A 20,316-nucleotide genomic window follows, 5' to 3' on the forward strand; every position below is an offset into this window, starting at 1 on the left:
CCCAAAAGCGCATGGGCGAAGCAGGCCCCGGCCAAGGGCCGCGCCCGGGAGGAAAGGCCATGAAAACGAGCATCGTGTGCCTGGACGGCTCCCAGCCGTCGTTTCGCGCCCTGGATCGGGCCCTGGACCGGGTCGGCTGCGTACCCATGGACATCCTGGCCGTGTGCGTGGTGGAGGCCCTGTCCTTTTTCGACTGCGACGACACGGACTGCGAAACCGCGTTTGCCGCCCATCTGCGCGAACCCAAGGCCATCCTGGCCGAGGCCGAGGAAATCGCCCGCTCGCGCGGGGTGACCATCCGCACCCGCTGGGCGCCGGGCCGGCCGGCCGAAACCGTGGCCCGCATCGCCCGCGAGGAAGGGGCCGACGCCATCTACCTCGGCTCCCGAGGCAAGGATGACGTGGAAAACCTGCTCCTGGGCAGCGTGTCCATGCGCCTGGTCCAGATCGCCCCGTGCACGGTGGTGGTGGTGCGCTAAGGTCGCGCACGAAAAGCCCACGGGCTTTTCGCGGGCAACAGCCGCAATTCCGTATTTTCCGAGACGCGCCAGGCCCGGCGATTAAAAGCCCAGCCGCAGCCCCAGGGACAGGCCGTAGCTTGAGCGCGTGCCGCCGGCCGTGCCGTCGAACCGGGCCGCCACGGCCGCGCCGCCTGTGCCCCAAAGTTTGAGCCCGGCCCCGAACCGGGCCTGATCCCGGTCCACGGCCCCGCCCGAGGCAGCAAAGGGCGCGTCGGGAGCGCCGGCCAGGGCCGCCGTCACCGACGGGGCCGGATCGCCGTATTCGTGCTTCCAGCCGCCGAAAACCTCCGGCGTCAGCCGCCACGCCCCGAATGCAAACGTCTTCTCCAGGCGCAGCCCAGCCACCGAGGTCAGCGACAGGCTGGTGTCGGCGGCCACCAGCAGGTTGGCCGCGCCGGCTCCGCTCTCCGTGGCCGCGTCCCGGCGCAGGGACACGAACTGGCCCACGGCAAAGGGTTCAGCGGCCAAGCCGTTGCCAAAATCGAACCGCCGCGCCGCCCGGGCAAACCCCAGCCATTCGCCCATGGTCCCCGTGCTCTCGGCCACACTGTCCCAGACCGGCCGGCTGCTGCGGGCCGTGTGCCAGCCGTAGGCGGCCAGGGCGTCCAGGGTCCAGGGGCCGGCGTCCACGGCGGCATAGGCCCCGGCCCGCCAGACCTGATCGTCGCTGCGGCCCCGGCCGGTGAAATAGTCGGCCCCGGTCCAGGCGTAGCCGCCCACAAGCCCCAAACGCAGCCCGGGCAGCGCCCGGATCCCCAGTCCGCCCATGGCTCCGGCCGAGCTGCTGGCATAGCCCGGAGCGTCGCCGCTGGAAACGCCTTGGCCCTGGCCGCCGTAGAGCGTGGCAAACGCTTCCACCGGCCCCTGGGCCGCTGTCTCGGCCAGCCCCGGGCCGTCGCCCATTGGGGCGGCAGGCGCGCTTCCGGGCACGGCGGCGCGCCAGGGTTCGGCCAGGGCGGCCGGCTGCCCGGCCAAGGCCAGCCGGCCCAGGGCCTCCAGATCACCCAGGCCCGCGCCGTGGCCGTAAAATCCGGGCGCGGCCAGCCCTGCCGCGCCGGTACTCCCGCGCAGCCCGGCCAGCCGTTCGGCAAAGGCGGCGGTAAAGGCCGACGCGCCGTCCACGGCCAAGGCCATGGACCGGGTCTGGGGGCCGGGCAAGAGCCGCGAGGCCGCCCCGGCCGCGTCCGGGCTGTGGTCGAGAAACCCGATGAGCCCTTCCATGCCCGGCCGGACCGTGGCGGCGGCGGCGTCCAGGGCCGCGCCCAGGGACGGGCTGGCGAGGCTTCGCGCATACCAGCCCGGATCGCGCCAGCCCGTGACCGCAAGGCCCGAGGTATCTGCGGCAGCGGTAAAACGCACCATGGGCAGGTTGCTCGTGACCGCAAGCCCGGCGTCGGCCAGGGCGACGGAGCCGCCCGAGACAATGGCGTAGCGCTGGCCGGTGGCCACATAGCCCGACGGGTCAAAGGTCAGGGCCAGGGAGGTCTGCGGCCCAAGGCTCACGGACTCGACGTTTTGCACCGGCGCGGCCGAGGTCCCCTGGGGAGCCAGGGCAAAGGCCAGGCTGGACGGGCCGGTGGCGACCAGGCTGTCCTGGCCGCCGCCGAGATCCACCCGGCCGGACACCGTTCCGCCGCGCAGCTCCAGCCGGTCGGCTCCGTCGCCGGTGACCACGGCCGCCTGGCCGCCGGTGATCGTGCCGGAGTTGACGACGACCGTATCGCCGGCCAGGGCCATGACCGCCGTGCCCGGCGAATCGATGTTGCCGGCATTATAGAGCGTGTTGGCGCGGCCGTAGGGTTCGGCCAGGGAGCCGGTCGCCGCCTCGCGCCCGAGAAACAGCACGGCCACGTCGGCCGTGCCGCCAAGACCGTACTTGGCCGCCGTGGTCCCGGTGATGGTTCCGGCGTTGGACACCGTGTAGCCCGGCGAGGAGATGAGCAGCCCCTGGCCGCCGGAGACCGTGGCCCCGGCCTCGATGACGACGCTGTCGCCGCGCGGCTGAAACTGCCGGCCGGCCCACAGGGTGTCGAGAGCGCCCGTGACCCGGAAATCCCCGGAGCCGCTGCCACTGGTGTAGAGGTAGGACCCCAGGGAATAGACGGCGTAGACGGTGTAGCGCGTGCCGCCAAGGATAATGAATTCCGACAGCCCCCGAATGTCGCCCAGAGTCGGCCCCAGGCCCCAGCGGTAGGTGTAGCCGAGCTGGGTCCAGGGGAAGTTGCTCGACCCGTAGGCGGCGGCCTCCCAGGAATTGTAGTAGGCCACGAAATTCCCGTAGGCCGCGTCGGTCATGCCGGCCGGCCGGACAAAGGTGGCGGCGCTGCCCAGGGACGTGGGCTGGCCGGCCACGGACGGGTCCTTGGTCGGCCGCTGGATGGTGTTGACGTCGGGGCTGACGAGCAGCTCCACCACGGCGTCGTTGCTGTTTGTTTGCGACATGCCAAGCACGCGGGAGGTTTCGAGCTTGACGTCGGCAAAGGTCACGCCCTGGCTGGTCAGATAGGACTTGAGTTCGCCGCCCACGGTCACCCAGGAGGCGCTGGAGGCGGGCTGGCCGTACACGGTCATGGACAGGCCGGGATAGGCGCTGGTGTAATAGGAGGATTTGGTGAAGGTGGCGGCCACCACCTTGCCGTCCACGTAGGCGTTGCCGTCGCCCGAACCCGGGCCGGTGATGACCTTCAAGTTGGAGACGCTCCAGGGGCCGGGGTCGGCGGCATGGGCCTTGGCTTCGAGTACGGCCGCGTCGTAGGCGGCGGCGCTGTCGTTGGCCCGGGCCGTGCGGCCAAGGGCGGCCACGAGGCACAGGCACAGAATGAGGACCGTTACGGGACGCAACACGACTCGCGGCGTTGTCATGGGCCACTCCTTGCCATTTCGCGGGGATACCGATGGCGATAGGACAAGGGCAGCCCGGGGTCAAGGCGAGGGTCGCCGCCTGGGCCAAAGCCTGGCTCGCCTGCCCTCGCCGACCGCGCCGCTGTCCCATCCGACGCGAAAACGCCCGCCCCGGAAGTTCCAGGGCGGGCGTTTGGCTTGTCGGGACTCGGCGGACTAGAAGCGGTCCTGGACGCCCATGGGGTCCTTGAACTCCTGGTCGGCGGGCGCGCCGAGTTTCTTGGCGCCCCGGCCTTCCAGATACTTGGCCAGTTCAAGATCGACCTTGATGGGCACGTCCACGCCGGCCTTGGTCAGCACCTGGCGCAGGTAGGCCTCGGCCTTGATGGCAAAGGCCACGGAGTCGCCAAGCACGCGCAGGGCCTCGGTGGGATTGTGGAAGCCCATGGAGTTTTCCGCGCCGATATAGAGCGACCGGTAGAAGGCTTCCTCGTAGAAGTCCTTGGCCTGGTCGTAGAGGGCCTGATCAATGGCCTTGCCCTGCTCCTTGGCCTTGTGCACGGCCTCGAAGAGCTTGGCCGTGACGGCGGTGGCGTTGCCGGCCCGGATCTGTAGCGAGACGGTGCGGTCCTGGATGGTGATGACCTGCTGCTTGAGCCAGTCCGGGCTTTGGGTGTGGCACTGGATGCAGGCCTTCATGTCGTTTTTGAGCGGGCTGGTCACCCGGTGGTCGGACACCTTGCGCACGCCCACCTTGGTGTAGGGCATGTGGCAGTCGGCGCAGGCCGCGCCGGCCTTCCAGTGCACGCTGTTGTTGGAATAGAATTCGAACTCGGGATGGCGCATGAAGGCCAGCTTGAAGCCGGTGACGGTCTGCTTCCATTCCTTGACCGAGTCGTCGCTCTTGATCTTCTTGATGACGTCCTCGACGGTGATGCCGCCCCACTTGCCGTACTGCCATGGGAAGAACACGCCAACGGACTGCATGTCCTTGTCCTTGGGAATGTTGTAGGTCACGTGGCACTGGGCGCAGACCACGGAGCGCATTTCCTGGCGGGTGAGCTTTTTCCAGTCCACGCCCATGCCTTCCAGGGCCGGCGTCAGGCTGAAGCCGCGCGAGATGGTCAGCGAGAGGTCCTTGTTGTTGTGGCAGTCGATGCAGGCCACGCCCAGGGTGCGGAACTGCTCGGGAATCTTGTTGAGCACGTCCTTGAAGGGCAGCTTGTAGTAATCAACGCCCATCTCCTTGACCAGAAGCGGCGCATAGGGGCTTTTGCAGGTCAGACAGACGCCGCCGGCCTTGAGCCGGGCCGAGTCGATCTCCAGCTGGTCGCGCACCATGTAGGCATGGCCGCGCGGCTCGTTGTATTCCACGCCAAAGCCCCAGCCGTTAAACAGCAGGGCCATGTAGGGAAATTCGGCCAGCTTATCGTAGGTAATACGGTCGGCGTCAAAGCCACGCTTGTATTTGCTCTTGCCGGCAGGCGTGGGCTCCTCGGTCATCTTCCAGGTTTCGTATTCTTCCGGATAGGCCTTGCCCCACACGGCCGGATCGATCTCGCCGTCGGGGATGATCACGGTCTTGACCGGCTCGGGCTTGGGCGGCGAGCAGGCGTAGGGGACGAAGAGAAAGGCGGCCAGCGCCGCGCCAATGGCCAATTTGTACAACAGTTTGCCCCGCATATGCGCTTCCCTCTTTTTCGTGGACTCGGTTGTTGTTGGCATTGTCCCGGCAAGGGATAGGCGTCTTGCCGCGACGGTCCGCCGTCATGCCGTATTCGCCCGCGCCGTTTGGCCGCGCGCTTAGCGCGTAAACGGCACGCCCACATGCCGGTGCATGGTCCGGCGGTGGCAGTCCCAGCACCAGCGCTTCTGGTCGATCATTTCCACGGCCGTTTCGTGGCAGCGGATGCAGTTGGCCTGCACCACTTCCTTGCCGTGGGCCGAGATTCGGATGTCGTCGGGCACCCGTCCGGAATGGAAGACGACCACGTCCTTCATTCCGTCGATGCTTTTCCACAGATAGTGGCTGGCCGTGTTGTCGTTGGGCAGATGGCAGTCCACGCAACGGATGCGTTTGTGCGCTCCGTGGTGGAACCAGGCCTCGTACTGCGACTCCATGACGTGGCAGGAAGCGCAAAAGTCGGGCGTTTCGGACTTGGCCAAGAGCCCGGGCGGGCCAAGGGCCAGGAATAGTCCTACGCCAACGACCACAAGCCCCGCCACGACAAGGAGCCGCACGCCCCCTTTGCCGGCATGTCCCATGGTCCCTCTCCTGATAAAAGGTTTGGGATATCCTACCGTGCCCAGGGGATTATGACAATGCGAAGGGTGCAAAAACATGGAACCTTCATAAAAATAATCGAAGCCATCAGAAAGCCGGCATGGCGGCAAAAACGTCGGGCCGGAAGGACGGCGCGGGAAGGCGAGGGATTGCGGGCGGGCAAGTGTGCGGGGCAGGAGACGGTCTCACGGAAAACGGCAAACAGACGGAAAAACGTCGCTTACCGGCGCTGTGCGGGGGGCGGCCAACAGGGACCAGGAGACACGACAAGCGACAAGAGGCTGTGCGATCTCCACGCCCCCGCACGCCCCAAGGCCCCCTTTACCCCTTTCTCCCCGCTGGGGGGTCTGGGGGCCTCAGGCCCCCAGCCGCCGGAGGCATCTTCTCTTCTTACAAGCGCTCGCCATCGCCGCCAAGGCCTTTGCAGCCACGGCAGTGGGCCATGAGGGTTTCGGCCAGCCAGATGCCGAGAAAGACGCCCACGGCGTTGGCCACGGCGTCCATCATGCTGGAGGCCCGGCCGGGCACGAAGGACTGGCCCCATTCGAGGAGAGCGCCCAGGGGAATCATCAGGTAGGCGGCGTTTCGGGCCGTCCCGCCCCGGGCGAAGGCGAAAAGGGGCAAGAAGCCGAGCCAGCCGTAGCCGATGAGGTGGTAGACCTTGTCGGCGTTCCAGAATTTGACCGGCAGTTCGATGGCCGGCAGCAGGGAGAGGTAGCACACCGAGGCCACGGAAAAAAGCCACACGGCCATGGCCAGGCGTTGGAAAGCCTTGGATTCAAGCATGGGGACCCCTTGCCGGCGGCGGATTGGCGAGAAGCCGGCCGGTCGGCGACGGGGGGGAAATTACTGCGGGGGCCGGGAAATAGCCAGCCCCGGGAGGCAGGCTTAGTGGAAAACGAGTTCCTCGACAGGGATGAGCTTATCGAGGTCAAGCAGGATCAACAACCGGTTGTCGAGCTTGCCCACCCCTTTGATGTATTCGGATTCGATCCCGGAGACGACCGCTGGGGGCGGTTCGACCGTGCTGGAGGGAATCCGAAGCACTTCAGAGACGCCGTCCACGACGAACCCGATGACCACGCGATGCAGATCCGCGACAATGATGCGCGTTTGGCTGTCGTGGGTGCGCGGTTCCATGGAGAAACGGCTGCGCAAGTTGATGACCGGGATAACCTTGCCCCGAAGATTGATGACGCCTTCGACATGGGGCGGCGAGTTGGGCACCTTCGTGATGGCCATGGTGCGGATGATCTCTTGGACCTTGAGAATATCGATGCCAAATTCTTCGTCGCCGATTTCAAAGGTGACGAGCTGGAGCAAATCCCCATTGGCATGACTTTCGGCGTTTGAATCAATGTCCATTAATAGCCCCTTTAAGACAACACCATTCGCCCTGACAAGGACAGAGCCTGGGATGTTCCGCTGTCCGACCGAACCGTCTCTAGTACGTATCTTAGGGGCCTGCGCTTGACGTGTCAATTCTTCCAACGCTTGGGCTGCGGGCTTCATCGTTTCGGAGTTTTTCAGGAAAACCCTGCCAACATCCTTGATACTCTGGTTTATCTCCTCGTTAGCCGAGCAATGTTTATTGGAGGCCGTTGCCGTCGAGGAAAATTGATTGAACGCCGCCCGCCGAGACGCCCTTGAGGCTGTTGCCAAGGCGGGCTTTTTTTCCATTTGCCGGCGACCAACAAAAAGACGGGGCGCGTCGCCGCGCCCCGTCCGCTTGCCGTTGGGTCGAAGAAAAGAACCTAGCGCCCGGCCATGTCCCGCAGCCGGCGGATGCGGTCCTCGGTGGGCGGGTGGGTGGAAAAAAGCGAGGCCATGGACATGCCGGCAAAGGGATTGACGATGAACATGTTTTCCGTGGCCGGATTGGCGTTCATGGGAATTTGGCGGGAATAGGCGTCGAGCTTGCCCAGCGCCCCGGCCAGGGCCAGGGGCGTGCCGGAAAGCTGCGCGCCGGTGGCGTCGGCCAGATATTCCCGGGAGCGCGAGATGGCCATCTGAATGAGCGAGGCCGCGATGGGGGCCAAAATCGCCATGAGCAGGCTGCCGACCACCCCGGAGCCGCCGCCTTCTTCTTCATCGCTGCTGCGGCCAAGGCCAAAAATAGCGCCCCATTGCAGCATGTTAGCCATCATGACGATGGCCCCGCCGAGCACGGCGGCGATGGACTGCACGAGGATGTCGCGGTTTTTGATGTGGCCCAGCTCATGGGCGATGACGCCGCGCAGCTCCTCGGGCGAGAGCAGGCGCAGGATGCCTTCGGTGACGGCCACCACGCCGTGGGCGGGATCGCGGCCCGTGGCAAAGGCGTTGGGGGCTTCCTGGGCGATGATCATCACCCGGGGCTTGGGGATGCCGCCGTTTCGGGCCAGCTCCTCGACCATGGCGTGCAGGCCCGGGGCGTCGGCCGGGGACAGCTCGCGCGCGCCGTACATGGCCAGCACGATCTTGTCGGAAAACCAGTAGCTGCCGACGTTCATGACCAGGGCCATGCCGAAGGCGATAATCAGGCCGGTGCGGCCTCCCATGGCCTGGCCGACGATGAGAATGAGCGCGGTAAGCAGTCCAAGCAGCAAGGCGGTCTTGATCTGGCTCGTCATGATGCGGCGATCCTCCCAAGGATAAAAATAAGACCTCGCCCGGTCCGTCGGGGCCAGGCGAGGTCGCTAGTGGTCTTGTTCGTATATTGCCGAAACCAGTTTCCCAATCGTCGCGGCATCGGATTTTTTCGGCTGTTGCGGCCGATCCGTGCCCGAAGCACCCGGCGGGAAGGCGGTTCCCCCCGCCCGGCGGGTTCCGGAGAGAACCTCCGGTCCCCGACTTCGCGGCGAGTCATCTCGCCGGGAGTGGGTTCATGATGGTTTGGCGCGACGCTCGCGCAAATCTTCTTTGCGTGTTTCCGAAATTCCAGGACCTTTTCCCCAGCGCGGCGGCCTCCTCCCCCGAGGGGGCTACCTGCCGCAGGCGGGGTCACGTAGCGATCGGGCAAATCCTTTCGCTTTCCGGCCCTCAAGCAGCCGGGCCGACAGGGCGACTCCATTCGCCGGATATGTTCACTTCTGGCCCATCGGAGTCTACCTCCATCTTGCGCTTTCACGCGTTGTCACGTTCTCGTCATTCCCGGGAAGCCAGCGGGGTCTGTGCGGCCATTCTCGTCCGCCGCGACGCCGACTATCCATCAACGCAATCGGAGCTGTCCTTTGCATTCTGGCGGTCCGGTTTGCTGCCCGTTCCCGCCTTCCTACTGGGGCGACTCGACTCGCCGGGTATGGGATACGGCATTCGTGACGGGGCTTCCTCCTGCTAGGGATTGACCTCTTTCGAGGTTGCCGTTGATCATACAGTTAAGCCTTCCGTCGCCGTTGTAAAGTGAATTTTTGATGAAATCGTCACCCGGGGATCATTTCCCCACAAACTGACCCGTTGCCCGTCCGCGCCCGTCAGATCGGCCGGCAGGACCACACCGGCCACCTTGCGCCGCCAAGGTCCCGGGATGGTGAGAAAAAGCCGCGTGCCCTCGGTCCGGCCGGCGACCTCCACGACCTCCCCCCGGCGGTCGCGCACCAGCGCCTGACAGGTCCCGGCGGCCAGGGGCCGGGAACAGTGGACCACCAGCCGGCCGGCCTCGAAAGACAGATCCACGGGCCGGGGGGCCTCGTCATAGCCCGGGGCCGGGTTGGGCGGCATACAGAAGACAAAAGGCGGACACGGGGCCGGCGCGCCGGCCGGCTGGGCCGCGCCGGCCACGGCCAGGGCCGGGCTTTGCCAGTCGTAGTCCCCGGCCCAGTCGGTCCCGGCGGCAAGGCGCACGGGCACGGCCGGCAGGGACGGCCCGGAAAGCCGCAGATCGCCGGCAAAGGGGGCGCGAAAATGCAGCTCAGGCGCGACGCGCCCGGCCGTCTCGAAGCCGGCCGGCCCGAATCCCGCCGGCCAGGGGCGGTTGGTCAGGTCGCCGTCGAAAACGATATGGTCGCCAGCCGGATCGTCCAGAAACCCGGGTGAGGCCACAAACGACGGCCCAGGCTCGGCCATGGGGGGCACGCAGCCGAAGCTCTCGGGATCGGCGGTCAGGGGCGATGGCGCGCACGGATCGGGGCACGAGGCCGGGAACGGGCACGGCGGATCGGGATCGTAACCGCGAAGATCGGCCGGGGTGCAAAACAGCACCACGTTGTCCATATGGCGCAGGTGTTTGGTGCGGCCTTCCTTGATGAGGTTGGCCCGCAGGAAATAGGTGTTGAATGCCGCCAGCACCGGCCGGTCCGGCATCCCGCCCTCGACGTCGTACTTGTAGACCGCGCCGCCGGTGTTGTCGCCCTCGGGCAGGCCCGGTTTGTCGTTGAAGTAGCCGGTGTTGCCGCAGTAGTACCAAAAACCGCCGGCCACGTTGTCCATGGAAAACCAGGCGTGGGCGTTGACGATGCGGTTGCCTCGGACATACCAGTTGACGGCCGTGCGTTCGGGCTCCACCGGATTGTCGCGCAGCCGGTGGAAGCGGTTGCCGGTGATCTCCACGTTGTGGTTGAGCCGGCCGCCCTTGCTGGCGCTGGCCTTGAGGCGCAGGCCATTAAAGGCCGTGCACAGGGTGTTTTCGCGAAAAACCAGGCTCCCGGAGATGTCCACCGAGCCGAAAAAGCCGCCGTTGTAGTAATAGTAGCCGGTCTCGTCCTCGCGTTTGACCGCTTCCCAGGTGATGTCGCGCCACAGCGCCCCGGTGGGGTCCTGCCGCCAAAGGCAGCCTTCGATGAGGATGTGGTGGCTGCGCTCGCCCCGGGCAAAGACCACGTAGCGGCCGTCGAAAACCCGGATGTTGCGCACGGTCACGTAACGGCTGTGTTCCATGAACAGAAAACACGGCCAGCAGCCGGCCACGTCGAAGTTCTCGAAAACCACCCACTGGCTGTCGAAGAGCTTGAAAAAGGCGAACTGGTCGGCCGTGGGCAACCGGGCGTCGGCGATTTCGGCCTTGCCTTCGCCGTAAAAAGCCGTGGTCGGCCCAAAGCCCCGGATGGTCAACGGCGCATCCTCGCTACCGGCAAAGCCCCGTATTTCCACCGGGAAGGCCTCGCCCAGGGCCCGATTGCCCGGGTCGATACGGGTGGGCGGAAAAAAGGCTCCGGGCAACAGTTGCACCACATCCCCGGGTCGGGCCGCGGCCACGGCGTCGGCCAGAGTCAGGGTATCGCGCAGCTCGCCGTCGTAGAAACGCCGGTCGCCCCGGCAGGTGGCGTAGATGGTGGCCATGGGCACTCCTTGTACCTATATACGTTAAGCTATCTATCAAGCCCATTTACCCAACGCAAGGGGTTCCCCGACACGCCATTGACAAGCCGCGCGGCCCGGGGCACCTCACGGCAACGCCTTAAGACCCCACACCTGAGGAGTCCTCATGACGCCTGCTCGCGACCCCGCCGTCTCCATTGCCCGGGGACTCGGCATCATTTTGGTGGTGCTCGGCCACTGCTTTGATCCCTTCAGCTGGTATCCCATCTATTCCTACCACATGGCGCTGTTTTTTCTGCTGGCCGGCTATGTGTTCAACCCGCGCCACCGGGAAGACCCCAAGCGTTATGTCCTGGCTCGGGCCAAACGACTTTTAGCCCCGTATTTCCTCTACAATCTGCTGTTTGCCGGCCTCACCGCCCTGGCCGCCGCCACCCTTGGCCTGTGGACCGACCTGGCCCCCTTTTCCCTGCGCGCCCTGGTTTACGAACCCCTGACCACGGGGCATCAGTTTCCGCTTTTTAACGGCGGCTGGTTCCTGGTGACCCTGTTTTTCGTCCAGCTGGCCTATCTGCCCCTGCCCCGATTTCTTCGCGGTGACGGCCCGGCCCGGGAATTGGCCGCCACGGGCCTGCTGGCCCTGGTTTGCGTCCTGGTCGGCAAGGGCTTCGACCTCTCGCTCCTGGGAACCCAGCTCGGCAAGGTCGGATTTGGGCTTTTTTTCTATGCGTGCGGCCGTAGGGCCAGGGCCTGGAATGGCCTGTCCGGACTGGTTTCGGCCCGGGGCGTGACGGCCAGCGTCGTTTCGGCCGTGCTGCTCTCCTGCCTTGGCGCAAAGACCATTTATAACCTTTCGACCATGTCCTTTTCGGGCAACCCGTTGCTGGTCTTTTTCACCTCCCTAAGCGGTTCGCTCCTGGTCTTCTGGCTCGCCCGACAACTGGCGGCCACCAGCCGGCCGGCCAGCCTCCTCGTGGTGCTTGGCGACAACACCGTGCCCATCATGTGCCTGCATTTGATTTTTTTCTTCCTGCTTAACTGCCTGCTTATCCCGCTTACCGGCACGGACCCGGCCATGCTTGACAACACCCTTTTTGGCGTCAGCGCTCCCCGCCTCTATCCGCTTTACGTGGCGACCGGGCTTTTCGGCCCCATCGCGGCCGTGCGTCTGGCCCGGGCCGCCGTTTCGGCCCTGGACAGCCGCCATAAGACCGCCAGTCGATAGACCGCCCAAACAACGTGGCCAGGAGAGGCGTTGTCTGGTTGCCATGGCAACGCCTCCGCGCCTACCATGCCCACGCGGCGCACCGTCGCCGCCAGAAATCCGGCGTCCGGCCCCTCGCGCCCGGCCGCGCCCAAGGAGTTCGCCATGACCAAGCCCCTGCCCCATGTCGTCGTCACCCGGGCCATTCCCGAGGCCGGGCTGGCCCTGTTGCGCGAGCGCGCCAGCGTCTGGGTCAACCCCGAGGACCGGCCGCTTGGTCGCGACGAACTGCTGGCCCAGGCCAAGGACGCCGACGGCGTCATCGGGCTTTTGACCGACCGCATCGACGCCGGCTTTTTCGACGCCTGCCCGAAGCTTCGCGGCTACGCCAACTACGCCGTGGGCTACGACAACATCGACGTGCCCGAGGCCACCCGCCGAGGCCTGCCCGTGTCCAACACCCCGGACGTGCTGACCCAGGCCACGGCCGAGCTGGCCTTTGCCCTGATCCTGGCCACGGCCCGCCACATCGTGGCCTCGGACGCGGAGCTGCGTTCGGGCCAGTGGCCGGGCTGGGGGCCGCTGCAATTTATCGGCACGCAGCTGACCGGCAAGACCATGGGCATTTACGGCCCGGGGCGCATCGGCCTGGCCGTGGCCCGGCTGTCGCGCGGCTTTGACATGAAGATCGTCACCTGCGGCGGGCGCAAGCCCAACCCGGCGCTGGTGGCCGAATTCGGGGCCGCCGCCCTGCCCTTCGAGGCGTTTCTGGCCGCCGCCGACGTCATAAGCATCACCGCGCCCCTGACCGACACCACCCGCCACGCCTTCAATGCCGCCGCTTTTGCCCGCATGAAGCCCACCGCCCTGCTGGTCAACACCGGACGCGGCCCCATCATCGACGAGGCCGCCCTGGTCGTGGCCCTGCGGGAAGGCCGCATCGCCGGGGCGGGCCTGGACGTCTACGAATTCGAACCGCGCCTGGCCGAAGGGCTGGCCGCGCTGCCAAACGTCGTCATCACGCCCCATATCGGCTCGGCAACCACGGAAGCCCGCGAGGGCATGGCCGTGCTGGCCGCGAACAATCTCATCGCCATGCTGGAAGGGACCACGCCGCCCACCTGCCTCAACCCCGAAGTTCTGGCCCGGTCTTGACAATTTTCGGCAATCGGGAGCATCCCCCAAGGCTGTCCGGGCCGTTTCGGCCGGACCCCAAGGAGCCGCCATGCGTCTGCGCGAACTGATGCGAACCAACCTCTCCCGGGCCCGCCACGACACCCCCTTTGGCGAGCTGGTCGCCGCCCATCGCCGCCGCGATTCCCGGCTGGTCTATGTCGAGGACGAGGCCGGCCGGCTGGTCGGCGTGGTCAGCTGCTACGACCTGCTGCGGGCCGCTTTGCCCTTTTACGTCGATTCGAGCCTGGCCCGGGCCTTGCCCGAGGACACCTCGGTGCTTCGTAACAGCTTTGCCGCCGCCTGCCGCGACAAGACCGCCGGCGACGTCATGACCAGCCACGTCGTCACCGTCTCCCCGGACGACACGGTGTTCGCCGCCGAGGCCTATTTCGCCGAAGGCCGCCACAACGTCCTGCCCGTGGTCGACGCGACGGGCCGGGTGGTGGGCGAGGTCACCCGGCGCACCATTCTCGTGGTCCTGGCCGGCTCCTGCGGCCTGTAGCATCCCGGAGGCCCGCCCATGTTCTGGATCGCCACCGCCATTTTCGTCGGCGCCTATGCCGTCATCGTCTCGGAAAAGATCAACAAGACCAAGGTGGCGCTTTTTGGCGCGGCGCTCACCCTGGCCGCCAAGGTGCTCACCCAGCACGACGCCTTCCACGACGCCGACCTCGGCGTGGACTGGAACGTCATCTTCCTGCTCATTTCCATGATGATCATGGTCAACATCATGACCAAGACGGGCGTGTTCCAGTACGTGGCCGTGCGCGCCGCCAAGATCGCCCGGGGCGAACCCTTCGCCATCATGGCCATCTTCGCCGTGGTCACGGCCGTGGCCTCGGCCCTGCTCGACAACGTCACCACCGTGCTGCTTTTGGCCCCGGTGACGTTGCTGGTGGCCAAGGAACTGGAAATCGACCCCGTGCCCTTTCTCATCACCGAGGCCCTGGCCTCCAACATCGGCGGCACGGCCACGCTCATTGGCGATCCGCCCAACATTATGATCGCCTCTAAGGCCGGTCTGGACTTCATGGACTTCATCGTCCACCTCGCCCCGGCCATCGTCGTCATCATGTTCGCCTGGATGTTCGTCTGGAAACTCGTCTTCGGCCAACGCCTGCACGTGGGCCCGGCCCAAAAGGCCCGTATCCTGGCCATGGACGAGGGCGCGCTCATCCGCGACCCGGCGCTGCTCAAAAAATCCGGCCTGATCCTCGGGCTGACCATCCTGGGCTTTACCCTCCACGGCTTTCTCGGTTTCGAGCCGGCCACCATCGCCCTGCTCGGGGCCTCGACGTTGTTGCTCGTTTCCGGCGAAGACCCGCAAAAGGTCTTCGAGGACGTGGAATGGCCCACCATTTTCTTCTTCATCGGCCTTTTCATCATCATCGGCGGCACGGTCAAAGCCGGGCTCATCGAGGTGTTTTCCCAAAAGGTCATCGCGCTGACCCACCCCACCAAGGACTCCATGCTTGTGCTGTCCATGGTCATGGTCTGGTTTTCCGGCATCGCCTCGGCCATCGTGGACAACATTCCTTTCGTGGCCACCATGAATCCGCTTCTGGCCGAGCTGGCCGAGAAGGTCCTCGGCCCGGAAACGGGCCTCACCGGGCCTGCCCTCTACACCCACCCCACCATGCTGCCGGTCTGGTGGTCCCTGGCCCTGGGGGCCTGCCTTGGCGGCAACGGCACGGCCATCGGGGCCTCGGCCAACGTCATCGTGGTCGGGCTGTCGGAAAAGGCCGGTCACAAGATCACCTTTGCCCGCTTCTTCAAATACGGCGCGCCGGTGACCCTGGGGACCATCACCATCTCCATGGGCTACATCTACTTGCGCTACTACGTCCTTGGCTGGTAGCCGGCAGACCATGAACGACGCCATGCGGCCCGCCGGCCGGTTTCTGGCCGGGCTGGCCCTGTGCGCCCTGGCCGTCCTGGCCTTTTGGGACGTGCCGCGAAGCGGCCCCACGGCCAGCGACGACCTGACCTACGAGCGTGCCGTGCTCGAAGGCCGCATCGGGGCCTTTAGCGCCGAGCTGGCCGCCGGCTCGGGCCGATTCCACCACTATCTCCACGTGGGCCTGACCAGCCTTGCCTACCGCATGGACAGCCCGCCCCTGCGCCGGGCCGTGGCCCTGGCCGGATTTTTGGGCGTCATCATTGCCCTGGCCGCCCTGGCCGCCCGGCTGTCGCGCCGCCCGGAACTGGGCGTCCTCGTCGCCGCCCTGGCCCTGGGCCTGTATCAGGACAACTGGCACCACAACATCCTGACCGCCTATCCCCTGGTCTTCGATTCCGGGATGCTCTGCCTGCTTTTGGCCGCCTACGCCCTGGCGCGCCGGGCCGAGACCGGCCGAGCACGTTGGCTCGTCGTGGCCAACCTCGCTCTTTTCCTGGCGTTTTGCCATTTCGAGGCCTTTGTCGCCTACGTCCCGATCCTGGCCGGCCTGGTCTGGCTGACCACCCAGGGCGGCGCGCGGGAGCGGGCGCGCGCCCTTGTCCCGGCCTTTGCCGTGCTGCCGGCCTACGCCGCCGTCTACCTCGGCTACCGTCTGGCCCACCCCAGCCAGTACGCCGGCAACGCCCTGGACCTCACCAGCCCGGCGGCCATCCTCAAGACGGCCTGGGCCTACAGCCTCCCAGCCCTGCCCCTGGGCGGGTTTGCCTTCAACCTCGAATACGTCAACCGCTTCCCGCAATTCTCCAAGGCCTACGTCCTGTCCTTTGGCCAGTACCTGTCGGAGCTTGCCGCCAACTTGTCCCTGCTTGCCCCGGCCTGGGTCGCCCTGGGCCTTTTGGCCGGCGGGCTGACCACTTATTGCCTGGACCGGGCCGTCCGGGCGCGCGTGCCCTGGCTCACCTGGCTTCTGTGCGCCTTTGCCGTGGTCTGCCCCAATGCGCTCATTGCCCTGTCGCCCAAGTACCAGGAGCCGGCCGCCTCGGGGCTGGCCTGGTATGTGACCACCACCTTTTCCTTCTACGCCGTGGCCGTGCTGCTGGCCCTGGCCGCCCTGGCCCTGGCCGGGCGGCTGCCGGACAAATCCCGGCGCGTCGTCGCCGCCCTGCTCGGCCTGGCCGTGGGGCTGGCCGCCTTGGTCAACGCCTCGGTCAACGCCTCGGTGCGCGACTCCAAGATCGCGGCCGGGGCGCGCTGGCGCGTGGCCGCCCTGGCCTGCCAAAGCCGGCTCATCGCCGGCCTGCCCGAGGGCGCGCGCCTTGTCGCACCGGACCTGTTTACCGCCGTCAACACCGAACTGGTTGGCCCGGACTACTGGCCGGCCTATTTCCGCGCCCAGGCCGGCCGGGGACTGATCGTGGCATCGGGGCTGGGCGAGGCCGATCCGGCCAAAACGCCGGTTTACCTGCTGCGCCGCCTGTCCGGCCCCCTGGACCGGGACACGGCCCTGGTCCTGGCCCGGGTGACCGCGTTGGGTCCGGCCCCGGCCGATCCTTACGCCGCCGCCCCGGACGCGCCCACCCTCCTGGCCGGCCAGGCCGTTGTCGCCATGGACGCGGCCAACCGCTTTTATGACCTCGTCTTCCGCGACGCCTCGGGCTGGCGGGTGGCCCCCCTTGCCGTCGGCGGCGGCCGGTATTCGCGCACCGACATCGCAGGCGACGGGCTTTTGCCGGCCTCCATGGCCAGGGTTGCGGCCCACAGCCTCGCCACGGGCGAGGCCGCGCCGGTTTTCCTGCGCTTTGGCCCGGGCTTTTCCGCGCCCGAGCGGTCCGTCACCGGCGACGTGGTCTGGGCCGGCGATACGGCCGAACTGGCCCTGGTTAACAACACGTCCGAGGTAGCCCGGGTGACGCTCGCCGCCACGGCGGCGGCCCCCGCGCCGGTCACGGTGGCCTGGGGGGGGGCGCTTATGCCGGACGGCGCGACCATTGACTGTTCCGCCCTGGTCACGCCCCTGTCTTTGCCCCTTACCTTGCCGCCGGGCCGCCACGTGCTGCTCTTTCGCGCCCTGCCGCCGACCGGCGCGGAAAAAACGCTTGGGCCTCATCAACGCCCGGCTCGTCCCGTCATCCCCCGCGCCCTGACTCCATTTTTCCTAGACCGCTCGCCGTCAAGTCCACGGACCGACGACGCCCCGAACCGTCTCCCCTCAAAAAAGTCCATCATGGCAGCATGTTCTTCATTCTCTCTGTTTTGGCACACCCCATGCTCTATCCCTTGGCAAGAGACGCGCAGGAACCCAAAACAACTTTACATACCAGGAGACACGCCATGCTGACCGCCATCACCCAGTTCATCCGTGACGAAGAAGGCGCCACCGCGGTGGAATACGGCCTCATGGCCGCCCTGATCGCCGCCGTCATCATCACCGCCGTCACCTCCATCGGCACCAAGCTCACCGCCACCTTCACCGAGATCGCCGGCAAGCTGGGCAGCTAAATTTCGCCTGCTTCGCGAAGCCAAAGGGCCGTCCCGGGCAAGGGGACGGCCCTTTTCGTTTTGGCTGCCGGGCCAGCCGCCAGGACCAGCCGACCCTGGAAAGGCCAAGGCGCATGACCGGCTCCTGCGTATGCCAAGCCGCCTCGCCCAGGGTCCACCGCCTCCCGGCTGTTGTCCCTGGTTGCGCCGCGTATCGTCCAACCGGCACGGCCAAGCCGGCCGACACCCCCCAGACCCCGACGACTCCATTTCTCCTGGAACGGCCCACGCATAATCCACGCGCCATGGCCCGGCTTGGCCTCATCAAAATTTTACATCAGTCTTCTAAGGGCGTTACCAACAATGCACACCTTGGCACGCACCCTGCTTAAGGAAAGGCAAGAGACGCGCAGGAACCCAAAACAACTTTACATACCAGGAGACACGCCATGCTGACCGCCATCACCCAGTTCATCCGTGACGAAGAAGGCGCCACCGCGGTGGAATACGGCCTCATGGCCGCCCTGATCGCCGCCGTCATCATCACCGCCGTCACCTCCATCGGCACCAAGCTCACCGCCACCTTCACCGAGATCGCCGGCAAGCTGGGCAGCTAAATTTCGCCTGCTTCGCGAAGCAAAAGGGCCGTCCCGGGCAAGGGGACGGCCCTTTTCGTTTTGGCTGCCGGGCCAGCCGCCAGGACCAGCCGACCCTGGAAAGGCCAAGGCGCATGACCGGCTCCTGCGTATGCCAAGCCGCCTCGCCCAGGGTCCACCGCCTCCCGGCTGTTGTCCCTGGTTGCGCCGCGTATCGTCCAACCGGCACGGCCAAGCCGGCCGACACCCCCCAGGCCCCGACGACTCCATTTCTCCTGGAACGGCCCACGCATAATCCACGCGCCATGGCCCGGCTTGGCCTCATCAAAATTTTACATCAGTCTTCTAAGGGCGTTACCAACAATGCACACCTTGGCACGCACCCTGCTTAAGGAAAGGCAAGAGACGCGCAGGAACCCAAAACAACTTTACATACCAGGAGACACGCCATGCTGACCGCCATCACCCAGTTCATCCGTGACGAAGAAGGCGCCACCGCGGTGGAATACGGCCTCATGGCCGCCCTGATCGCCGCCGTCATCATCACCGCCGTCACCTCCATCGGCACCAAGCTCACCGCCACCTTCACCGAGATCGCCGGCAAGCTGGGCAGCTAAATTTCGCCTGCTTCGCGAAGCAAAAGGGCCGTCCCGGGCAAGGGGACGGCCCTTTTCGTTTGCCGAGCGCCCGACATTTTGGCATCCCGAAAGGACAGGAGACCGCCCCATGGACGTCAACACCCACCAGCGCATTGATCCCGGCCTGTGCGGCCGGCCCGAAATCCTGGGCGAAGGCCTGGCCCGGGTGGCCTTCACCGCCCTGCCGGCCATGGCCGCCGATGACCGGGGGCTTGTCCACGGCGGCTTCCTCTTTGGCCTGGCCGACTACGCCGCCATGTTGGCCATAAACGACCCCAACGTGATTCTTGGCGCGGCCGAGGTCCGCTTCACCGCGCCGGTGGTGGTCGGCCAGACGCTTGTGGCCGAAGCCCGGCTCACCGAAACCGCCGGCAAGAAACGCTTCGTCGCCGTCACCGTGCGCCGGGGCGAAGACGCCGTCTTCACCGGAACCTTCACCTGCTTCGTGCCGGAAAAACACGTGCTGGACCGATAGCGCCGCCCACGGGAGCTGGCCCAGCCAGGAGGAACGCCATGAGCTTTGTGCTGCAAAAGCCGTCTCCGGCCGCCGAACAGCCCCGCTTCGACTGCATCTTCTGCAACCGCCCGGCCCTGGTTTCCTCCGAGGCCGGACGGGCCGACGAGGCCCGCATTGTGGAGGTCTTTTGCCGTCACTGCGGTTCCCGCAAGACCATGGCCACGCGCAAAAGCGCCGACGGAACACGCTGGGAACCAGCCGACTAAACGACGCCGTCGCCGTCGCCTCGGCCAGCATGTTTTTTTTTTCGCCGGAAAAGCCCGCTCCCCCTGCCCAAACGCCCGGCCCTGTGCTATGGCTGGCCCTGACCGCCAACCACCGCCAAGGAGGGATCCCATGAAACGCGCCTTGCTCAAGCTCGCCGTGCTCTTGACCATGCTGGCCCTGGCCGGGACGGCCCATGCCTGGAAAAAACCGCCGTTTAAAAATGTCGATAAAAACGGCGACGGCGTCATCATCTTTGAGGAGATCGTGGTCTTCAATTCCGGCCTGACCATGGAAGTCTTCGCCGTCATCGACCTCAACAAAGACGGCAAGATCGACCCGGCCGAATACGCCGCCATGGGCGGCAAGACCGCCAAGGGCAAGGCGGCCAAGCCCTGGTGGCGCTGTTCGTCCAAGGAAGGCTCCCTGCTCTACAAGCAGGGCACGGACCTGCTTGTGGCCGGCAAGAACGCCGAGGCCGCCACGGTCCTGCGCCAGGCCCTGACCACGCCCCTTTGCGTGGATTATTTGAGCTACGCCTACTACAACCTCGGCGTCGCCTGCATGCGCCTTGGCGACGACGCCTGCGCCAGGGCCAACCTGGAAAAGGCCCGGGCGCTCAACGTCAACAACACCGTGCCCGAGAACAACTTCGGCCTGGAAGGCTGGCCCCGCAAGCCCGGCGTGGTCGGCAAGTAACGCCCCACGCTCCGCGGCGGCCC

General features: G+C 66.3%; 19 protein-coding genes. 12 read left to right on the top strand and 7 right to left on the bottom strand.

The genetic code is table 11. From position 1 onward, the window contains the following. Positions 1-59 precede the first annotated feature (59 nt). Positions 60-479 (top strand): universal stress protein, encoded by a 420-nt coding sequence (locus tag C3Y92_RS17425; RefSeq protein WP_129354717.1) that lies wholly within the window; start codon positions 60-62, stop codon positions 477-479. 81 nt (positions 480-560) lie between these two features. Here C3Y92_RS17425 and C3Y92_RS17430 read toward each other — a convergent pair whose 3' ends face one another. The 7 genes from C3Y92_RS17430 to C3Y92_RS17460 all read right to left on the bottom strand — a co-directional run bounded on the left by C3Y92_RS17430 (position 561) and on the right by C3Y92_RS17460 (position 10,902). Continuing rightward, positions 561-3,383: an autotransporter family protein gene (locus tag C3Y92_RS17430; protein WP_129354719.1), complete on the bottom strand. Its 2,823-nt coding sequence runs from the start codon at positions 3,381-3,383 to the stop codon at positions 561-563. Positions 3,384-3,578: 195 nt separating this feature from the next. Continuing rightward, the gene (locus tag C3Y92_RS17435) at positions 3,579-5,045 is read right to left on the bottom strand and encodes an ammonia-forming cytochrome c nitrite reductase subunit c552 (protein ID WP_129354721.1); all 1,467 of its coding nucleotides are present in this window, start codon (positions 5,043-5,045) and stop codon (positions 3,579-3,581) included. 120 nt (positions 5,046-5,165) lie between these two features. Further along, entirely contained in the window at positions 5,166-5,627 is a 462-nt protein-coding gene (gene nrfH, locus C3Y92_RS17440; protein ID WP_012750219.1) for a cytochrome c nitrite reductase small subunit, read from the bottom strand. 409 nt (positions 5,628-6,036) lie between these two features. After that, complete coding sequence (locus tag C3Y92_RS17445; protein ID WP_129354723.1) at positions 6,037-6,432, bottom strand: VanZ family protein; 396 nt, start codon at positions 6,430-6,432, stop codon at positions 6,037-6,039. A 102-nt stretch (positions 6,433-6,534) separates the two neighbouring features. Further along, complete coding sequence (locus C3Y92_RS17450; protein WP_129354725.1) at positions 6,535-7,011, bottom strand: chemotaxis protein CheW; 477 nt, start codon at positions 7,009-7,011, stop codon at positions 6,535-6,537. 389 nt (positions 7,012-7,400) lie between these two features. Continuing rightward, positions 7,401-8,258, bottom strand: coding sequence for a zinc metalloprotease HtpX (locus C3Y92_RS17455; RefSeq protein ID WP_129354727.1), 858 nt, complete (start codon positions 8,256-8,258; stop codon positions 7,401-7,403). A gap of 736 nt (positions 8,259-8,994) precedes the next feature. Further along, the gene (locus C3Y92_RS17460; protein WP_129354729.1) at positions 8,995-10,902 is read right to left on the bottom strand and encodes a right-handed parallel beta-helix repeat-containing protein; all 1,908 of its coding nucleotides are present in this window, start codon (positions 10,900-10,902) and stop codon (positions 8,995-8,997) included. Between the two features lie 145 nt (positions 10,903-11,047). Here C3Y92_RS17460 and C3Y92_RS17465 point away from each other — a divergent pair, with 145 nt between their 5' ends. From C3Y92_RS17465 to C3Y92_RS17515, 11 genes are all read left to right on the top strand, one after another. Then, a complete protein-coding gene (locus C3Y92_RS17465; protein ID WP_129354731.1) occupies positions 11,048-12,106 on the top strand; it encodes an acyltransferase family protein in 1,059 nt (352 codons plus the stop codon). A gap of 144 nt (positions 12,107-12,250) precedes the next feature. Then, positions 12,251-13,240 carry a 2-hydroxyacid dehydrogenase gene (locus C3Y92_RS17470; protein WP_129354733.1) on the top strand — a complete coding sequence of 330 codons (990 nt, stop codon included), beginning with the start codon at positions 12,251-12,253 and terminating at the stop codon, positions 13,238-13,240. A 70-nt stretch (positions 13,241-13,310) separates the two neighbouring features. Further along, the gene (locus tag C3Y92_RS17475) at positions 13,311-13,763 is read left to right on the top strand and encodes a CBS domain-containing protein (protein WP_129354735.1); all 453 of its coding nucleotides are present in this window, start codon (positions 13,311-13,313) and stop codon (positions 13,761-13,763) included. Between the two features lie 18 nt (positions 13,764-13,781). Beyond that, positions 13,782-15,119 carry an ArsB/NhaD family transporter gene (locus C3Y92_RS17480; RefSeq protein ID WP_129354737.1) on the top strand — a complete coding sequence of 446 codons (1,338 nt, stop codon included), beginning with the start codon at positions 13,782-13,784 and terminating at the stop codon, positions 15,117-15,119. A gap of 10 nt (positions 15,120-15,129) precedes the next feature. Next, positions 15,130-17,499: a hypothetical protein gene (locus tag C3Y92_RS17485; protein WP_235669531.1), complete on the top strand. Its 2,370-nt coding sequence runs from the start codon at positions 15,130-15,132 to the stop codon at positions 17,497-17,499. Beyond that, entirely contained in the window at positions 17,493-17,660 is a 168-nt protein-coding gene (locus C3Y92_RS17490; protein WP_129354739.1) for a Flp family type IVb pilin, read from the top strand. Before C3Y92_RS17485 ends, C3Y92_RS17490 begins: the two co-directional genes overlap by 7 nt. A 428-nt stretch (positions 17,661-18,088) precedes the next feature. After that, positions 18,089-18,256, top strand: a complete 168-nt coding sequence (locus C3Y92_RS17495; RefSeq protein WP_129354739.1) for a Flp family type IVb pilin — start codon at positions 18,089-18,091, stop codon at positions 18,254-18,256. Positions 18,257-18,684: 428 nt separating this feature from the next. Continuing rightward, positions 18,685-18,852: a Flp family type IVb pilin gene (locus tag C3Y92_RS17500; protein WP_129354739.1), complete on the top strand. Its 168-nt coding sequence runs from the start codon at positions 18,685-18,687 to the stop codon at positions 18,850-18,852. A 109-nt stretch (positions 18,853-18,961) separates the two neighbouring features. Beyond that, positions 18,962-19,348, top strand: a complete 387-nt coding sequence (locus tag C3Y92_RS17505; RefSeq protein WP_129354741.1) for a hotdog domain-containing protein — start codon at positions 18,962-18,964, stop codon at positions 19,346-19,348. Between the two features lie 38 nt (positions 19,349-19,386). Beyond that, the gene (locus C3Y92_RS17510) at positions 19,387-19,596 is read left to right on the top strand and encodes a hypothetical protein (protein WP_129354743.1); all 210 of its coding nucleotides are present in this window, start codon (positions 19,387-19,389) and stop codon (positions 19,594-19,596) included. A 130-nt stretch (positions 19,597-19,726) separates the two neighbouring features. Next, positions 19,727-20,293 carry an EF-hand domain-containing protein gene (locus C3Y92_RS17515; RefSeq protein ID WP_235669532.1) on the top strand — a complete coding sequence of 189 codons (567 nt, stop codon included), beginning with the start codon at positions 19,727-19,729 and terminating at the stop codon, positions 20,291-20,293. Positions 20,294-20,316: the final 23 nt, after the last annotated feature.

The sequence above is a fragment of the Solidesulfovibrio carbinolicus genome, assembly GCF_004135975.1.
GTDB classification, from domain to species: Bacteria; Desulfobacterota; Desulfovibrionia; order Desulfovibrionales; family Desulfovibrionaceae; genus Solidesulfovibrio; species Solidesulfovibrio carbinolicus.

Coding starts and splice junctions, on each gene's coding strand:
- C3Y92_RS17425 (WP_129354717.1), top strand. CDS start 60: ATGAAAACGAGCATCGTGTGCCTGGACGGCTCCCAGCCGTCGTTTCGC.
- C3Y92_RS17430 (WP_129354719.1), bottom strand. CDS start 3,383: ATGACAACGCCGCGAGTCGTGTTGCGTCCCGTAACGGTCCTCATTCTG.
- C3Y92_RS17435 (WP_129354721.1), bottom strand. CDS start 5,045: ATGCGGGGCAAACTGTTGTACAAATTGGCCATTGGCGCGGCGCTGGCC.
- nrfH (WP_012750219.1), bottom strand. CDS start 5,627: ATGGGACATGCCGGCAAAGGGGGCGTGCGGCTCCTTGTCGTGGCGGGG.
- C3Y92_RS17445 (WP_129354723.1), bottom strand. CDS start 6,432: ATGCTTGAATCCAAGGCTTTCCAACGCCTGGCCATGGCCGTGTGGCTT.
- C3Y92_RS17450 (WP_129354725.1), bottom strand. CDS start 7,011: ATGGACATTGATTCAAACGCCGAAAGTCATGCCAATGGGGATTTGCTC.
- C3Y92_RS17455 (WP_129354727.1), bottom strand. CDS start 8,258: ATGACGAGCCAGATCAAGACCGCCTTGCTGCTTGGACTGCTTACCGCG.
- C3Y92_RS17460 (WP_129354729.1), bottom strand. CDS start 10,902: ATGGCCACCATCTACGCCACCTGCCGGGGCGACCGGCGTTTCTACGAC.
- C3Y92_RS17465 (WP_129354731.1), top strand. CDS start 11,048: ATGACGCCTGCTCGCGACCCCGCCGTCTCCATTGCCCGGGGACTCGGC.
- C3Y92_RS17470 (WP_129354733.1), top strand. CDS start 12,251: ATGACCAAGCCCCTGCCCCATGTCGTCGTCACCCGGGCCATTCCCGAG.
- C3Y92_RS17475 (WP_129354735.1), top strand. CDS start 13,311: ATGCGTCTGCGCGAACTGATGCGAACCAACCTCTCCCGGGCCCGCCAC.
- C3Y92_RS17480 (WP_129354737.1), top strand. CDS start 13,782: ATGTTCTGGATCGCCACCGCCATTTTCGTCGGCGCCTATGCCGTCATC.
- C3Y92_RS17485 (WP_235669531.1), top strand. CDS start 15,130: ATGAACGACGCCATGCGGCCCGCCGGCCGGTTTCTGGCCGGGCTGGCC.
- C3Y92_RS17490 (WP_129354739.1), top strand. CDS start 17,493: ATGCTGACCGCCATCACCCAGTTCATCCGTGACGAAGAAGGCGCCACC.
- C3Y92_RS17495 (WP_129354739.1), top strand. CDS start 18,089: ATGCTGACCGCCATCACCCAGTTCATCCGTGACGAAGAAGGCGCCACC.
- C3Y92_RS17500 (WP_129354739.1), top strand. CDS start 18,685: ATGCTGACCGCCATCACCCAGTTCATCCGTGACGAAGAAGGCGCCACC.
- C3Y92_RS17505 (WP_129354741.1), top strand. CDS start 18,962: ATGGACGTCAACACCCACCAGCGCATTGATCCCGGCCTGTGCGGCCGG.
- C3Y92_RS17510 (WP_129354743.1), top strand. CDS start 19,387: ATGAGCTTTGTGCTGCAAAAGCCGTCTCCGGCCGCCGAACAGCCCCGC.
- C3Y92_RS17515 (WP_235669532.1), top strand. CDS start 19,727: ATGAAACGCGCCTTGCTCAAGCTCGCCGTGCTCTTGACCATGCTGGCC.